Source organism: Burkholderia sp. AU38729, from assembly GCF_020419725.1.
Taxonomy (GTDB): Bacteria; Pseudomonadota; Gammaproteobacteria; order Burkholderiales; family Burkholderiaceae; genus Burkholderia.
Map to the genome: position 1 here is coordinate 145629 of NZ_JAIZQO010000016.1, position 17243 is coordinate 162871.

The 17243-nt window shown below is 66.3% G+C and carries 12 protein-coding genes; 1 reads left to right on the forward strand and 11 read right to left on the reverse strand.

Going from position 1 to position 17243, the window contains the following annotated elements; genetic code table 11:
- Window positions 1-54: 54 nt before the first annotated feature.
- From thpR to LGM56_RS33190, 5 genes are all read right to left on the reverse strand, one after another.
- Window positions 55-633 (reverse strand): RNA 2',3'-cyclic phosphodiesterase, encoded by a 579-nt coding sequence (thpR, locus tag LGM56_RS33170; protein ID WP_226207863.1) that lies wholly within the window; start codon window positions 631-633, stop codon window positions 55-57.
- The gene (locus tag LGM56_RS33175; protein ID WP_089424324.1) at window positions 630-2120 is read right to left on the reverse strand and encodes an alanine/glycine:cation symporter family protein; all 1491 of its coding nucleotides are present in this window, start codon (window positions 2118-2120) and stop codon (window positions 630-632) included. Before LGM56_RS33175 ends, thpR begins: the two co-directional genes overlap by 4 nt.
- Window positions 2121-2481: 361 nt before the next feature.
- Entirely contained in the window at window positions 2482-3948 is a 1467-nt protein-coding gene (locus LGM56_RS33180) for a glutamate synthase subunit beta (protein WP_226207864.1), read from the reverse strand.
- 85 nt (window positions 3949-4033) lie between these two features.
- A complete protein-coding gene (locus tag LGM56_RS33185; RefSeq protein ID WP_089424321.1) occupies window positions 4034-8737 on the reverse strand; it encodes a glutamate synthase-related protein in 4704 nt (1567 codons plus the stop codon).
- 289 nt (window positions 8738-9026) lie between these two features.
- The gene (locus LGM56_RS33190) at window positions 9027-9740 is read right to left on the reverse strand and encodes a transposase (protein ID WP_006477151.1); all 714 of its coding nucleotides are present in this window, start codon (window positions 9738-9740) and stop codon (window positions 9027-9029) included.
- A gap of 193 nt (window positions 9741-9933) precedes the next feature.
- Here LGM56_RS33190 and LGM56_RS33195 point away from each other — a divergent pair, with 193 nt between their 5' ends.
- Window positions 9934-10659, forward strand: coding sequence for an OmpW/AlkL family protein (locus LGM56_RS33195; RefSeq protein WP_089472018.1), 726 nt, complete (start codon window positions 9934-9936; stop codon window positions 10657-10659).
- Between the two features lie 169 nt (window positions 10660-10828).
- On the opposite strand, the gene ugpQ is transcribed toward LGM56_RS33195, so the two are convergent.
- From ugpQ to LGM56_RS33225, 6 genes are all read right to left on the reverse strand, one after another.
- Entirely contained in the window at window positions 10829-11602 is a 774-nt protein-coding gene (gene ugpQ, locus LGM56_RS33200) for a glycerophosphodiester phosphodiesterase (RefSeq protein WP_226207865.1), read from the reverse strand.
- 28 nt (window positions 11603-11630) lie between these two features.
- Window positions 11631-12716, reverse strand: coding sequence for a sn-glycerol-3-phosphate import ATP-binding protein UgpC (locus LGM56_RS33205; protein WP_226207866.1), 1086 nt, complete (start codon window positions 12714-12716; stop codon window positions 11631-11633).
- A 32-nt stretch (window positions 12717-12748) separates the two neighbouring features.
- Entirely contained in the window at window positions 12749-13594 is an 846-nt protein-coding gene (ugpE, locus tag LGM56_RS33210; RefSeq protein WP_089444814.1) for a sn-glycerol-3-phosphate ABC transporter permease UgpE, read from the reverse strand.
- Complete coding sequence (gene ugpA / locus LGM56_RS33215) at window positions 13591-14475, reverse strand: sn-glycerol-3-phosphate ABC transporter permease UgpA (RefSeq protein WP_089424317.1); 885 nt, start codon at window positions 14473-14475, stop codon at window positions 13591-13593. The genes ugpE and ugpA overlap by 4 nt, the downstream gene beginning before the upstream one ends.
- 102 nt (window positions 14476-14577) lie before the next feature.
- Window positions 14578-15912 (reverse strand): sn-glycerol-3-phosphate ABC transporter substrate-binding protein UgpB, encoded by a 1335-nt coding sequence (gene ugpB / locus LGM56_RS33220; protein ID WP_089424316.1) that lies wholly within the window; start codon window positions 15910-15912, stop codon window positions 14578-14580.
- Window positions 15913-16002: 90 nt separating this feature from the next.
- Entirely contained in the window at window positions 16003-17211 is a 1209-nt protein-coding gene (locus LGM56_RS33225) for a deoxyguanosinetriphosphate triphosphohydrolase (RefSeq protein WP_089493957.1), read from the reverse strand.
- Window positions 17212-17243 lie beyond the last annotated feature (32 nt).

Genomic DNA, 17243 nt, shown 5'->3' on the forward strand with positions numbered 1-17243 from the left:
GCGCTGACGCGATACACATGGCAGCCGGCAATCGCAACGCAGCTCACAAGCCGCTCACTGCGCCGCCTGGCCGCCCGCCTCACCGTCCGCCCGCGCAATCGGCGCCGACACGATCGGCCGATGCGACACGCCTTCGTGCGACAGCCGGCTTTCGAACAGCGTGAGCGCATCGAACCGCAGCGCGACCGGCCGCTTCACCGCACCGCCGTGCGCCGGCTGCCCGACCGCATCGTGCGGCAGCCGCGCGAGCGTTACATGCGGGCGGAACGGCCGCCGGTCAGCCGGCACGCCGAGTTCGCGCAGCTTCGCCGACAGCGCGGCATTCAACGCCGCGCACGCCGGTTCGGCGGCCAGCTCGGCGACGATCAGCCGCGCGCGCGGCGGGCTCGGCCACCACGCGATCCGTTCGACCGGCATCAACGGCAGTGCATGCGCGGCCGCGAGCGCCGGCAGGCACGCGGCCAGCGCGTCGCAGCACGCCCGCTCGATCGCGCCGACGAACGCGAGGGTCACATGCAGTTGCGCGGGCAGCGGACGCCGCGCGCCCCGGGTAACCGGCAACGCGTGCAGCGCGTCGCGCGATGCCGCATCGGGCATCAGCGCGACGAACACGCGCAGCCGGTCGCCGTTCATGACTCGCTCGCCACCGCGCGCGGCGCGCGCGCCGGATCAGCCGCGGCCGGACGCTGCGGCAGCGGGCCATGCTCGCCCCACACGTCGGTCGGCAGCACGTTCGCGAGCTCCGGAATCGTGTTGCGCGTGAACACCGGATCGGCCACGCCTGCCGCGCGCTGGCGGCGATAGTCGCGCCAGGCCGCGTGCGCGTACTTGCCGAGCGCGAGGATCGCGATCAGGTTGATGATCGCCATCAGCCCCATGCTCGTATCGGCCATCGCCCACACGAGCGGCAGTTGCCCGACGCTGCCGAACATCACCATCGCGAGCACCGCGACGCGGAACAGCGGCAGCACGCCGCGCCGCTTCGTGATGAACTCGACGTTGCCTTCCGCATACGCGTAGTTGCCGATCACCGACGAGTACGCGAAGAAGAAGATCGCGAACGCCATGTAGATGCCGCCCCAGTCGCCGACGTGGCTCGCGATCGAGCGCTGCGTGAGCGCCGCGCCTTCCATGCCGGTGCCGAGTTCGTACTGGCCCGACAGCAGGATCACGAAGGCGGTCGCGCTGCAGATCACGATCGTGTCGACGAACACGCCGAGCATCTGGATCAGCCCCTGCACGACCGGATGCCGCGTGCTGGCCGTTGCCGCCGCATTCGGCGCGCTACCCATGCCGGCCTCGTTCGAGAACAGCCCGCGCTTCACGCCCATCGCGACCGCCTGGCTGACCGCATAGCCCGTCAGGCCACCCGCCGCCTGTTCGAGACCGAACGCGCTCTTCACGATCAGCGCGATCACGCCCGGCACCAGCGCAATATGCGTCGCGACCGCATAGACCGCGAGCGCGAGGTAGCCGATCGCCATCAGCGGCACGATCACCTGCGCAACCGCCGCGATCCGGCGAATCCCGCCGAAGATGATCGGCGCGGTCAGCAGCACGAGCCCGAGACCGACCGTCGCGCGGCTCCAGCCGAACGACGTGTCGAACGCATCGGCGATCGCGTTGGCCTGCACCGCGTTGAACACGAAGCCGAACGCGAGGATCAGCGACAGCGAGAACAGCACGCCGAAGCCGCGCGAGCGCAGGCCCGTCTGGATGTAGTACGCGGGGCCGCCGCGATAGCTGCCGTCCGGATGCGACACCTTGAAGATCTGCGCGAGCGTCGCCTCGACGAACGCGGACGACATCCCGACCAGCGCCGTCATCCACATCCAGAAGATCGCGCCCGGCCCGCCGACGGTCAGCGCGACCGCGACGCCGGCGATGTTGCCGGTGCCGACGCGGCTCGCGAGCCCGGTCGCGAACGCCTGGAACGACGAGATGCTGCCCGGCTCGCCCTTGCTGCCGACCAGCTTCACGCTGAGCAACAGCGCCTTCAGCTGGATCATCCGGAACCGCAGCGTGAACCACAGGCCCACGCCGAGCAGCAGCGCGATCAGCACGTAGTTCCACAACACGCCGTTGACGGCGTCGATCAGCCCTTGCACGAGTGCTTCCATCCAGAGTCCTTGTAAATAGGGTCGGTCACATGCAGCCACCGCGAATGCGGCCCGAGGGGCGACATGATATGACAGTTTGCAAGGATTATTACAAAACGAAAGGTTTTGGATGGGGGGAAATTGCTGCCGGATGTGATCAGATTAGGCGACGCTTCGCGAAAATGCGGGGGTGCCAGGATCGTGAAGCCGCGACATGGGACCGTGTCGTGGCGCGTCCGGGCGGTGGTCGACGCGCCGAAACGCCGGTCGGTCGCTCGATACGGAGCGCGCGGCGCGCGCCGCACGATCACCGAATCGCGTGCGCAAAAAAACCGGGCGCCCTTTCGGACGCCCGGTTTGCACGACGGCTACCGACCTACGCTTATCGCGGCAGGTTCGAATGCCCCATCAGGTACGCATCGACCGAGCGTGCGCACTGGCGGCCTTCGCGGATCGCCCACACCACGAGCGACTGGCCGCGGCGCATGTCGCCCGCCGCGAACACCTTGTCGACCGACGTGTAGTACGAACGATCGCCTTCGGTCGCTGCACGCGCATTGCCGCGCGCATCCTTCGCGACGCCGAATGCCTCGAGCACGGGGGCTGCCGGCTGCGTGAAGCCCATCGCGAGCAGCACGAGGTCGGCCTTCATTTCGAACTCGGAGCCCGGCACTTCCTGCATCTTGCCGTCCTTCCACTCGACGCGCACCGCGATCAGCTTCTCGACCTTGCCGTTCTTGCCCTCGAGACGCTTCGTCGCAACGGCCCAGTCGCGCTCGCAACCTTCGTCATGCGACGACGACGTGCGCAGCTTGATCGGCCAGTACGGCCACACCAGCGGCTTGTTTTCCTCTTCCGGCGGCTGCGGCAGCAACTCGAACTGCGTGACCTGCTTCGCACCGTGACGGTTCGACGTGCCGACGCAGTCCGAACCCGTATCGCCACCACCGATCACGATCACGTGCTTGCCCTTCGCGAGCAGCTGGTCGACGAGCTTGTCGCCCGCGTTCACGCGGTTCTGCTGCGGCAGGAAGTCCATCGCGAAATGCACGCCCGCGAGTTCGCGGCCCGGCACCGGCAGGTCGCGCGGCGTTTCCGAACCACCCGCGATCACGACCGCGTCGAATTCTTCCTTCAGCGTGTCCGGCGAGATGGTTTCCTTTGCCAGGCTGCCGATCGACTCGGGCAGCGGATCCTTGCCGATGAACACGCTGGTGCGGAACGTCACGCCTTCCGCTTCCATCTGGCGCATGCGGCGGTCGATCAGCCACTTCTCGAGCTTGAAGTCGGGGATCCCGTAACGCAGCAGGCCGCCGACACGGTCGTTCTTCTCGAACACCGTCACGTCGTGGCCCGCACGCGCGAGCTGCTGCGCGGCGGCGAGACCCGCAGGGCCCGAACCGACGACCGCGACCTTCTTGCCGGTCTTGTGCTCGGCCGGCAGCGGCTTCACCCAGCCTTCCGCCCAGGCCTTGTCGATGATCGCGTGCTCGATCGACTTGATACCGACCGGATCGTCGTTGATACCGAGCGTACAGGCGGCTTCGCACGGCGCCGGGCAGATGCGGCCCGTGAATTCCGGGAAGTTGTTGGTCGAGTGCAGGACTTCGATCGCCTGCTGCCAGTCCTGGCGGTAAACGAGATCGTTGAAGTCCGGAATGATGTTGTTGACCGGGCAGCCGTTGTTGCAGAACGGGATGCCGCAATCCATGCAGCGCGCGCCTTGGACCTTTGCGTCCGCGTCGGTCAGTGCCGCGACGAATTCCTTGTAGTGCTTCACGCGCGTGAGCGGTGCTTCGTACGCCTCGTGGCGGCGTTCGAACTCCAGAAAACCGGTTGCCTTGCCCATAAGGTGCTCTTCTGTTCGGTGTATCGGGTGGGGGAGCCGCGCGCGGCAATCATGCGCGCGCGGCATTCGCTATGTCGTTCGTCGCTCAGGCGGCCAGCTCTTCCTTCGCCGCCTTCTTCGCACCGATCTCGCCCAGCGCGCGCTTGTATTCGTGCGGGAACACCTTCACGAACTGGCGGCGCGCCGCGTCCCAGTTTTCCAGCAGCGACTTCGCGCGCGGCGAACCCGTGAACTGGAAATGACGCTCGACGAGCCCCTTGAGCAGCGCTTCGTCCGTCGTGCCTTCGTGCCAGAGCGCGCGGTCGACCGTGCGCTCCTGCTCGGCCTGCTGCAGCACCGGCTCGAGCGCGACCATCGACTTGTTGCACTTCGCCGCGAACGTGCCTTCCGGATCGTAGATGTATGCGAGACCGCCCGACATGCCGGCCGCGAAGTTGCGCCCGGTCTCGCCGAGCACGACGACCGTGCCGCCCGTCATGTATTCGCAACCATGGTCGCCCGTGCCTTCGACGACCGCCGTCGCACCCGAGTTGCGCACGCAGAAGCGCTCGCCCGCCACACCGCGGAAGAACGATTCGCCTTCGATCGCGCCGTACATCACCGTGTTGCCGCAGATGATGTTTTCCTCGGACTTGCCGCGGAAGTCGTTGGTCGGGCGGATGATGATCCGGCCGCCCGACAGCCCCTTGCCGACGTAGTCGTTGCCGTCGCCGACGAGGTCGAGCGTCACGCCCTTCGCGAGGAACGCGCCGAAGCTCTGGCCGGCCGTGCCCTTCAGCTGGATGTGCACCGCGTCGTCGGCCAGGCCGTCGTGGCCGTGCTTCTTCGCGATCACGCCCGACAGCATCGCGCCGACCGTCCGGTTCACGTTGCGCACCGGCTGGATGAACGACACATGCTCGCCGTTCTCGATCGCGGCCTTCGCCTTCTCGATCAGCACGTGGTCGAGCGCGCGCTCGAGGCCGTGATCCTGCACGTCGACGTGACGCGGCGCGACGTCCTCGCATTCTTCCGGCTGGTAGAACACGCGCGAGAAGTCGAGGCCCTTCGCCTTCCAGTGCTCGATGCCCTTGCGGGTGTCGAGCAGGTCGGCGCGGCCGATCAGGTCGTCGAACTTCGCGACGCCGAGCTGCGCCATGATCTCGCGCACTTCCTCGGCGACGAAGAAGAAGTAGTTCACGACGTGCTCGGGCTGGCCCTTGAACTTCGCACGCAGCACCGGATCCTGCGTCGCGACGCCGACCGGGCACGTGTTCAGGTGGCACTTGCGCATCATGATGCAACCTTCGACGACGAGCGGCGCCGTCGCGAAGCCGAATTCGTCCGCGCCGAGCAGCGCGCCGATCACGACGTCGCGGCCCGTCTTCATCTGGCCGTCGGCCTGCACGCGGATACGGCCGCGCAGGCGGTTCAGCACCAGCGTCTGCTGCGTTTCGGCCAGGCCGAGTTCCCACGGCGTGCCCGCGTGCTTGACCGACGACAGCGGCGATGCGCCCGTGCCGCCGTCATGGCCGGCGATCACGACGTGATCGGCCTTCGCCTTCGCGACACCGGCCGCGACCGTGCCGACGCCCACTTCCGACACGAGTTTCACGGAGATGCTCGCGCTCGGGTTCACGTTCTTCAGGTCGTGGATCAGCTGTGCCAGATCCTCGATCGAGTAGATGTCGTGGTGCGGCGGCGGCGAGATCAGGCCGACGCCCGGCACCGAGTAACGCAGCTTGCCGATGTATTCGGACACCTTGTGGCCCGGCAGCTGGCCGCCTTCGCCCGGCTTCGCGCCCTGCGCCATCTTGATCTGGATCTGGTCGGCCGACGCGAGGTACTCGGCGGTGACGCCGAAGCGGCCCGACGCGACCTGCTTGATCTTCGAGCGCAGCGAATCGCCGTCCTTCAGCGGAATGTCGCTGACGATTTCATCGCCGATCACCGACTTCAGCGTCTCGCCCGACTTGATCGGAATGCCGCGCAACTCGTTGCGGTAACGCTTCTCGTCCTCGCCGCCTTCGCCGGTGTTCGACTTGCCGCCGATCCGGTTCATCGCGATCGCAAGCGTTGCGTGCGCTTCGGTGCTGATCGAACCGAGCGACATCGCGCCCGTCGCGAAGCGCTTGACGATGTCCTTCGCCGGCTCGACGTCGTCGATCGGGATCGCCTTGGTCGGCTCGACCTTGAACTCGAACAGGCCGCGGAACGTCATGTGGCGCTTGGTCTGGTCGTTGATCAGGTGCGCGTATTCCTTGTACGTCTGGTACGAGTTGCTGCGCGTCGCGTGCTGCAGCTTCGCGATCGAATCCGGCGTCCACATGTGGTCTTCGCCACGCACGCGGTACGCGTACTCGCCGCCCGCGTCGAGCATGTCGCGCAGGACCGGGCTGTCGCCGAACGCGTCGCGGTGCAGGCGGATCGCCTCTTCCGCGACTTCGAACAGGCCGATGCCGCCGACCTTCGATGCGGTACCCTTGAAGTACTTCTCGACCAGGTCGCTCGACAGGCCGAGCGCTTCGAAGATCTGCGCGCCCGTGTACGACATGTACGTCGAGATGCCCATCTTCGACATCACCTTCTGCAGGCCCTTGCCGACCGCCTTCGTGAAGTTGTAGACGGCCTTCTCCGGCGACAGGTCGCCCGGCAGCCCTTCGGCCATCTTCGCGAGCGTTTCCATCGCGAGGTACGGGTGCACGGCTTCCGCGCCGTAGCCCGCGAGCAGCGCGAAGTGGTGCGTCTCACGTGCGGAGCCCGTCTCGACGACGAGGCCCGTGCTCGTGCGCAGCCCCTGCTGGACGAGGTGCGAGTGGATCGCCGACGTGGCGAGCAGCGCCGGAATCGCGACATGCTCGGCGTCCGTCTTGCGGTCCGACACGATCAGCATGTTGTAGCCCGACTTCACCGCGTCGACGGCTTCCGCGCACAGCGACGCGAGGCGTGCCTCGATGCCTTCCTTGCCCCAGGCGACCGGGTAGCAGATGTTCAGTTCGTACGCGCTGAACTTGCCGCCCGTGTACTGGTCGATCGCGCGGATCTTCGCGATGTCCTTGAAGTCGAGCACCGGCTGCGACACTTCGAGACGCATCGGCGGGTTGATGTTGTTCGTGTCGAGCAGGTTCGGCTTCGGGCCGATGAACGACACGAGCGACATGACCATGTTCTCGCGGATCGGGTCGATCGGCGGGTTCGTGACCTGCGCGAACAGCTGCTTGAAGTAGTGATAGAGCGTCTTGTTCTTGTTCGACATCACCGCGAGCGGCGAGTCGTTGCCCATCGAACCGACGGCTTCCTCGCCCTGCTGCGCCATCGGCGCCATCAGGAACTTCAGGTCTTCCTGCGTATAGCCGAACGCCTGCTGGCGGTCGAGCAGCGCGGCGCCCTGCGTGCGGCCGGCCGCGACTTCCTCGGCCTTCGGCTCGATCTCGTCGAGCTTGATGCGCACGGCATCGATCCAGCTCTTGTACGGCTTCGCGTTCGCGAGGTTGTCCTTCAGTTCCTTGTCGTCGATGATGCGGCCGTGTTCCATGTCGATCAGGAACATCTTGCCCGGCTGTAGGCGCCACTTCTTGACGATCTTCGATTCGGGGATCGGCAGCGTGCCGGCTTCCGACGCCATGATGACGAGGTCGTCGTCGGTGACGATGTAGCGCGCCGGACGCAGGCCGTTACGGTCGAGCGTCGCGCCGATCTGGCGGCCGTCGGTGAACGCGATCGCGGCCGGGCCGTCCCACGGCTCCATCATCGCGGCGTGGTATTCGTAGAACGCGCGGCGGTTCTCGTCCATCAGCGTGTGCTGTTCCCATGCTTCCGGGATCATCATCATCACCGCGTGCACGAGCGGGTAGCCGGCCATCACCAGCAGCTCGAGACAGTTGTCGAACGACGCGGTATCCGACTGGCCCGGGTAGATCAGCGGCCACAGCTTCGGCAGATCGTCGGCGAGCACGTGCGACGCGATCGCGCCGGTACGCGCGTTCAGCCAGTTCACGTTGCCCTTCACGGTGTTGATCTCGCCGTTGTGCGCGATCATCCGGTACGGGTGAGCCAGCTCCCACGCCGGGAACGTGTTGGTCGAAAAGCGCTGGTGCACGAGCGCGAGCGCCGACACGACACGCGCGTCCTGCAGGTCGCGGTAATACACGCCGACCTGGCCCGCGAGCAGCAGCCCCTTGTAGACGATCGTGCGCGCCGACATCGACGGCACGAAGTATTCCTTGCCGTGCTTGAGCTTCAGCGCCTGGATGCGGTGGCTCGCCGTCTTGCGGATCACGTACAGCTTCCGCTCGAGCGCGTCCGTCACCATGATGTCCTTGCCGCGGCCGATGAAGATCTGGCGGATCAGCGGCTCGCTCGCCTTGACCGTCGGCGAAATCGGCATCGCATGGTCGACCGGCACGTCGCGCCAGCCGAGTACGACCTGACCTTCGGCCTTCACCGTCCGCTCGAGCTCCTGCTCGCACGCGAGACGCGATGCGTTTTCCTTCGGCAGGAAGATCATGCCGACCCCATATTCACCGGCCGGCGGCAGGTTCACGCCCTGCTTCGCCATTTCCTCGCGATAGAACGCGTCCGGAATCTGGATCAGGATGCCCGCGCCGTCGCCCATCAGCGGATCGGCGCCGACCGCGCCACGGTGATCGAGGTTCTCGAGGATCTTCAGACCCTGCTGAATGATCTCGTGGCTCTTCTTGCCCTTGATGTGAGCGACGAAGCCGACGCCACAGGCGTCGTGTTCGTTTTGCGGGTCATACAGACCTTGTGCGGCGGGCACCGCGGCGAGCGGCTGCTGGTGGTCGTTCATGGGGACACCGTCGTAAAGGGGGCCTGGAGGCCGTTGAACCATTTTCTTGTTGCCGTCGATCCCGCTCCCAACGGGAGACGGCACGGCCGACCGTGGATGGGCATGCTTCGCCCGGGCCACCGGAATTCGGAATATACGCGACGAATCAAAGGAATAGCAACAAAAACCGCTTGATAGAGCCCCAATAAAATGGATGCCTCGATCTGGTGCCGTTTTATTGGGGACGTATCGTTTTGGTGCAAAAAGAAGCGGCACCCGCAGCGCCGCCTCCTGAACCGCCATTCCTGCGTTACTGCTGGATCGGCGGCGTGTTTTCACGCACCTTTCTGGGGCGTCCGCGCGGCAGCGGCGACACGCGCCGGTTCGCGGTACGCGCCGCCCACTCGCGATAATTCTCGCCGCCGAGCACCCAGCCCTTCAACGTCGCCTGCTGCAGCTGGTCGGCCTGGCGCTCGTCGAGCGGCTGCTCGCACAGCTCCTTGTACGCGCGCTGGCGGTCGAACGGCGTATTGCCGAGCGCCCAGTAGAGCGGATGGTCGGTGATCAGGCTGTCGACGGTGAGCCCGACGTGGTGCCGGTAGCTCGACCAGCGATAGGCCTCGGGCGTCGCGACGAGCTGCGCGCGCACCGGGCTCATCTCGACCACGCGGCTCGCGAGCAGGAAATAGCGCTCGCCTTCGATCACGGTCGCGCGATAGCGGCCTTCCCACAGGGTGCCGCGCCGCGAATAGCGCCGGTTGAAATGCGCGACGTAGCGGCGACCGACTGCCTGCATCGCTTTCGGCAGGCTCGCTTCGTCGCTCGGCGTCACGAGCAGTTGCACCTGGCGGGGCAGCAGCACGTAGGCGTGCACCGACAGGTGATGATCGCGCGCGGCGGCCTTCAGGCAATCGATGAAGAGTTCGTAGTCCTGGTCGTCGACGAACGCGGGTTGCTGATCCAGGCCGCGCAGTATCACGTGCTGCGGCTGGTCGGGAACGTAGAGTCGTGCTAACCGTGCCATGCTGAATGTCCGTTTGAACGCGTTAGGAAATACCCGGGGGTCCGAAAGTGCGCACCTGCGTAGAATGCCTGTCCCCGCGGGGCGCGAAAGCGTACGGTCGTACGAAACCTAGGGAGAAAACTCTAACTTACGAGCTTGTTTGGTTTTAAACGCAGTCGTCATAATGAGCACGCCTTTGATCGGAGGAGACACAATGAAACGAAAACTGGCCATTACGGGGGCCGCAGCGCTCGCATTCGCGGGCGGTACGGCACACGCACAATCCGCAGGTGATTTCTACGTCAGCACCGGCTGGCTGCACCTTTCGCCGCAGGACAGCAGCGACCCGCTGTTCGTCTACCGCGTAGGCGGCACGCCCATCAACCAATCCATTCCCAACACCGGCGCGGGCATCAACGACGCCGACACGCTGGGGCTCGCGGCGGGCTACTTCGTCACCGACCATATCTCCACCGAGCTCGTGATGGGGATACCGCCGAAGTTCGACATTACCGGCAAGGGTCAGTTCGATAGATTCGGCGTACTCGGCCGCGCGTACCAGTGGAGCCCCGCCGTCTTGCTGCGCTACCACTTCAACGACGCCAATGCGAAGTTCCGTCCGTATGTCGGTGTCGGCGCGACCTATGTCTGGTTCACCGGCGCGAAGATCACCAACGGCACGTTCGAGAACGGCGTGCTCGGCGGCCCGACCAGCGCAACGACCAGCAACCAGTGGGCGCCCGTCTTCAACGCCGGCTTCACGTACAACTTCACGAAGCACTGGTTCGCGGGGCTGTCGCTCTCGTACATCCCTGTCAGCGTGACCGCGACCTTCACGACGGCCCGCCGGACGCCGGTCGGCACCCTGACCGAAACGTCGAAAGCGAAGATCTCGCTGAACCCGATCGTCACGTACCTGAACCTCGGCTACCGCTTCTAAGCGTAGTCGAATATTTGGGGAATGGTTAATCCTGCTGCAATTTGTAGCGGATTTTTCGTGACGTAACGTCTCCACGATGCGAAACGCCCCGGCGGGAATCCCGTCGGGGCGTCGTTTTTTCGCATCAGGCACGTTCCTGACGCCGGTTTCGCCAGCCGTTGTCGCGCCGTCAGGGGATGGCGATGTCGTCCAGCGCTGCCGGCCCGATCAGGTCGATCCGGTCCGTGCAGACCGCGTCGACGCCCCAGCGGGCGAGTTCGCGTGCCCGTTCGAGGTCGTTTACCGTGTAAACCAGGATGCGCAGCCCGGCCGCCTTGATCGCGCGCACGAGCGGTTCGTCGAGCTGGGTGTGGTCTGCATGCAACGAAACGCAGCCGAGCGCGCCGACGACCTGCGCATGCCAATCGTCCGGCACGGACTCGTAGAGCATTCCGCGCGGCAGCGCAGGCGCCGTCGCGCGTGCCTGTTGCAGCGCATCGAACGAGAATGACGACAGGAGCGGCGGAATCGCGGCATCACGCCAGTACGCGGCCGCGTCGGCCGCCACGCGCTGCCCGGTCTCAATCTCGCGCCCCGGGCACGGCTTGATCTCGACATTCGCCGCCAGCCCGTGGGCGAGGCAGCGCGCCGCCGCCGCCTCGAGCGTCGGCATCCGCTCGCCCACGAAGCGCGCGTCGCGCCACGTGCCCGCATCGAGCGCGGCCAGCGCGTCATAACGCATGCCCGCCGCCGCGCCGTGACCGTTCGACGTGCGGTCGACCGTGTCGTCGTGCAGCAGGAACGTCACGTCGTCGGCCGATAGCTTCGCGTCAAACTCGACCATCCGGTGGCTACGGCGCGCGCCCTCGTCGAGCGCGGCGAGCGTGTTCTCCGGCGCGAGCGTGCCGCCGCCGCGATGGGCGACGACGCGCGGATAAGGCCACCAGTCGGTACGGGTCGTCATCGTCGGTCTCTCGGCAAGGTCAGCAGGGTCAGCCGGCACGCTTGCCGGTCTCGGGATCGAAGAAATGCAGGCGGTGCGCCGGCAGCGCGGCCGCCAGCGCCGTGCCGCGCGCGGGACGGTCCGCGTGCGGCAGGCGCACCGCGACGTCGTGACTGCCCCACCGGCCATGCGCGAGATTGTCCGCGCCGAGCAGCTCGCACGAGTCGACCGGCAGCGTCGCCTGCGCGACGCCCGGCTGTGGCGTCATGTGTTCGGGACGCACGCCGAGCACCCAGTCGCGCCCGGTGGCGATCTCGCGGCCGATGCCGGGGGCGCCCGCGACCGGCAGCGCGGGGCCGCCGCCCGCGACCGTAAACGTCGCGCCGTCGTCCGACAGCCGGCCGTGCATCAGGTTCATCGCCGGCGAGCCGATGAAGCCCGCGACGAACACCGTCGCCGGCTTCTCGTACACGTCGACCGGCGCGCCGATCTGCTCCGCGTTGCCGCGGTTCATCACGATCACGCGCTGCGCAAGGGTCATCGCCTCGATCTGGTCGTGCGTCACGTAGACGCTCGTCGTCGCGAGCCGCGCATGCAGCCGCTGGATCTCGAGCCGCATCTGTACGCGCAACTTCGCGTCGAGGTTCGACAACGGCTCGTCGAACAGGAACACCGACGGCTCGCGCACGATCGCGCGCCCCATCGCGACACGCTGCCGCTGGCCGCCCGACAGCTCGCGCGGCCGCCGCGCGAGCAGCGGCTCGAGCTCGAGGATCTTCGCGGCCGCGGCCACCCGCGAATCGATCGTCGCGCGCTCGATCCCGCGGATCTTCAGCCCGTAGCCCATGTTCTGCGCGACCGTCATGTGCGGGTACAGCGCATAGTTCTGGAACACCATCGCGATGTCGCGATCCTTCGGCTCCAGCGCGTTGACGACGCGCTCGCCGATCGCGATCTCGCCGTCCGTCACCGTCTCGAGCCCCGCGATCATCCGCAGCAACGTCGACTTGCCGCAGCCCGACGGGCCGACCAGCACGATGAATTCGCCGTCGGCGATCTCCACGTCGATGCCATGCAGCACGTGCTGCTTGCCGTCGTAGGATTTCCTGACGCCCTTCAAGCTCAGCGCAGCCATTCTTGGTCTTTCTCCCGGTTGCCGTCCGTCATTTATTTCTCGGAATCGACGAGGCCGCGCACGAACCAGCGCTGCATCGCCAGCACGACGACGAGCGGCGGGATCATTCCCAGCAGCGTCGCCGCCATCACGTATTGCCATTCGGTCGCGGCGTCGCCGCTCGCGATCATCGTCTTGATACCCACCACCGCCGTCGACAGCGAGGCCTCCGTCGTGATCAGGATCGGCCACAGATACTGGTTCCAGCCGTAGATGAACGTGATCACGAACAGCGCCGCGATGCTCGTCTTCGACAGTGGCAGCACGACGTCCCAGAAGAACCGCAGCGGCCCCGCGCCGTCGATGCGTGCGGCATCCATCAGCTCGTCGGGCAGCGTCATGAAGAACTGGCGGAACAGGAACGTCGCGGTCGCCGATGCGATCAGCGGCAGCGTGAGCCCCGCGTAGGTGTTCGTCAGGTGCAGCGTCGACACGACCTGCACGGTCGGGAAGATCCGCACTTCCACCGGCAGCATCAGCGTGATGAAGATCAACCAGAACGCCGTGTTGCGGAACGGGAAGCGGAAATAGACGATCGCGTACGCGGACAGGATCGACACCGCGATCTTGCCCACCGCGATGCCGAGCGCCATCGCGAAGCTGTTCACGAGCAGGCGGCCGAACGGCGCCGTCGTACCGCCGCTGCCATGCCCCCAGATGTACGCGACGTTCTCGAACAGGTGCGTGCTCGGCACGAGCGACAGCGGCACCGTGAACACTTCCTGCGCGTTCATCGTCGCCGCGCAGAACGCGACGTAGACGGGAAACACGATCAGCACCACACCCGCGATCAGCACCGCGTGGCAGAACAGGTCGAAGCCCTTGCGATTTTCGATCATGCGTATTGCACCCTGCGTTCGACGAAGCGGAACTGGATCACCGTGAGCCCGACGACGATGATCATCAGCACGACCGACTGCGCGCCCGAGCTGCCGATGTCGAGCCCCTGGAAGCCCTCCGCGAAGATCTTGTAGATCAGTGTCTTCGTGCTCTGCGCCGGACCGCCGCCGGTGGCCGCGTCGATCACCGGGAACGTGTCGAAGAACGCGTAGACGAGGTTCACGACCAGCAGGAAGAAGCTGGTGGGCGACAGCAGCGGCAGCACGATGTTGAAGAAGCGCCGTACCGGCCCGGCGCCGTCGATCGCAGCCGCCTCGATCAGCGAGCGCGGAATCGCCTGCAGGCCCGCGTAGAAGAACAGGAAGTTGTAGCTCACCTGCTTCCACACCGATGCGAGCACGACGAGGAACATCGCCTGCCCGCCGTTCAGCGCGTGATTCCACACGATGCCGCTCTTCGCGAGCGCATAGGTGATCAGGCCGATGCTCGGGTTGAACAGGAACGCCCACAGCACTGCAGCGATGGTCGGGGCGACCGCGTACGGCCAGATCAGCAGCGTGCGGTACACGCGCGCGCCGCGGATCACGCGGTCGGCGCACGCGGCGAGGACCAGCGACACGACTAGCCCGCTCACCGTGACGAGCGAACTGAACACGAGCGTCGTGCGGAACGAATCGAGATACAGCGGATCGGCGAACAGGTGCGTGAAGTTCGCGAGGCCGACGAATTCGCTCGACGTGCCGAACGCGTCCTGCATCTGCGTCGACTGCCATAGCGCGACGCCGGCCGGCCACAGGAAGAACACGGCGGTGATCGCGAGCTGCGGCGCGATCAGCAGGTACGGCAGCAGGCTCGTACCGAAACGGGAACGGGATTGCATCGCGAAGATCCGGTCAGGCGCAACGGAAAGGGGGCGTGCCGCCGGCCGGCACGCGCATCCGCACTGGATGCGACGCGGCCGGCGGCACGGTGCGATGCGGGCTCAGCCGCCCGACTTCTCGAAGCGGCGCAGCAGTTCGTCGCCGCGCGACGCGGCCGAATCGAGCGCGTCCTTCGGCGACTTCTTCTGCGCCCAGACCTGTTCGAACTCCTCGTCGACCACCGTGCGGATCTGCGGCATGTTGCCCAGGCGCAGCCCCTTCGTGTACGGCAGCGGCGGCTTGTTCAGCATCTGCTTGATCGCGGTTTCGGCGCTCGGGTTCTTCGCGTAGAAGCCCTGCTGGCGCGTGAGGTCGTACGCCGCGGTCGTCACGGGCAGGTAGCCCGTGTCCTGGTGCCACTTCGCGGCGACCGCCGGCGAGGCCAGGTACGCGAGGAATTTCGCGACGCCCTTGTAGGTCGCCGGATCCTTGCCCGCCAGCACCCACAGGCTCGCACCGCCGATGATCGCGTTCTGCGGAGCGCCCTTCACGTTCGCGTCGTACGGCATCATGCCCGTGCCGTAGCTGAACTTCGCGAACTTCTGCACGTTCGCGAGCGCGCCCGACGACGTCGTCAGGATCCCGCAGTCGCCGCTGTAGAACTTCGCCGACGCCTCATCCTTGCGGCCCGCGTACGTGAACGTGCCGTCCTTCGCCATCTGTTGCAGGAACGAGATGTGCGCAATCTGCTGCGGCTTGTTGAATTCGAGCGCCGCGTCGGTACCGTCGAAGCCGTTGTTGCGGCTCGCGAACGGCAGCCCGTGCCACGCGCTGTAGTTCTCGAGCTGGATCCAGCCCTGCCAGCCGGTCGTGAAGCCGCACGCCATCCCCGACTTGCGCAGCTTCTCGGCATCGGCCTGCACGTCGGCCCACGTCTTCGGCGGCTGGTTCGGGTCGAGCCCGGCCTTCTTGAACGCGTCCTTGTTGTAGTACAGCACCGGCGTCGAGCTGTTGAACGGCATCGAGACGAGATGGCCCGTCTTCGCGTCGCTGTAGTAGCTCGCGATGGTCGGCACGAACGCCTTTTCGTCGAGCGGCACGCCGGCCTGCTTGAACACGTCGTAGACGGGCACGACGGCCTTCTTCGCCTGCATCATCGTGGCCGTGCCGACTTCGTAGACCTGGAGGATCGCCGGCGCGTTGCCGCTGCGATAGGCGGCGATGCCGGCCGCGAGCGCCTGGTCGTAGGTGCCCTTGAAGACCGGCACGATCTTGTAGTCGCTCTGCGACGCATTGAACTGGTCGGCGATCGCATTGACCCGCTCGCCGAGCGCGGCCTCCATCGCATGCCAGAACTGGATTTCCGTCGCGGCGAGCGCCACGTGCTGTACCCCGAACATCAGCGCGCCGCCGAGCGCGATCGAACGAACCAGTGTCCCCGCAGGCTTCTTCTTCATCGACCTCTCTCCTATGAAAACGTTACCAACAGCGTGTGCAACATTCCCGTCGCCATTGAACCGGCGAAGTCTAGTGATCGTTTGTGACAGTCAGTTGTCGCCGATGACGAACAGGCGCTGATACTCCTTCAGCGCGAAGCGGTCGGTCATGCCGGCGATGTAGTGCGCGACGAGGCGCGGCTGCTGCGCGGTGTCGTCGGACTGGTACGGCGGCGGCAACAGGCGCGGATCGTCGATGAACGCGTCGAACAGGCCGGTGACGACCCGCTGCGCCTTGCTCGCCATGCGCATCACCTTGTAGTGGCGATAGAGGTTCTTGAAGAGGAAACGCTTGAGGGCGGCCGCCTGCGCGGCGACCGTTTCGCTGTGCGACACGAGCGGCGGCGCGGCGCGCACGTCGTCGAGCGATGCGGGCGCGACACGCGCGAGATTGCGCGTCGTCTCGTCGATCAGGTCGACGATCAGCGTGTTGATGATGCGGCGCACCGTCTCGTGCACGAGACGGCGGCCTTCGAGGTACGGGAATTCGGCGAGCGCCGCCTCGTAGTGGCGCTGCCACAGCTCGACTTCCGCGAGCTGCTCGATCGTGATCAGGCCGGAACGCAGGCCGTCGTCGACGTCGTGGTTGTTGTACGCGATCTCGTCCGCGATGTTGGCGAGCTGCGCTTCGAGCGACGGCTGGCGGCCTTGCAGGAAGCGCTCGCCGAGCGCGCCGAGCTTGCGCGCATTCTCGCGCGAGCAGTGCTTCAGAATGCCTTCGCGCGTCTCGAAGCACAGGTTCAGCCCGTCGAACGCGCCGTAGTGCTCCTCGAGCTCGTCGACGACCGCGAGGCTCTGCAGGTTGTGCTCGAAGCCGCCATGCTCGCGCATGCAGGCATTCAGCGCGTCCTGCCCGGCATGGCCGAACGGCGTATGGCCGAGGTCGTGCGCGAGCGAGATCGCTTCGACGAGATCCTCGTTCAGGCGCAGGTTGCGCGCGACCGAGCGCGCGATCTGCGCGACTTCGAGACTGTGCGTGAGACGGGTGCGGAACAGGTCGCCTTCGTGATTGACGAAGACCTGCGTCTTGTATTCGAGCCGGCGAAATGCGGTCGAATGGACGATGCGGTCGCGGTCGCGCTGGAATTCGGTGCGCGCCGCCGGCGGTGCTTCCGGATGGCGACGGCCGCGCGACTGCGACGCATGTGCCGCATACGGAGCGAGATGGGCTTCCAGCGCCGCCAGCGTCGGCGGCTCGGCCACCGGCGCAACTGACGCGTGGCCGGCTTCGGGCAGTGTGCTGCTGGATGTCTCGCTCACGTCTCCTCCATGTCAGGGGCGCCGGGGCATCC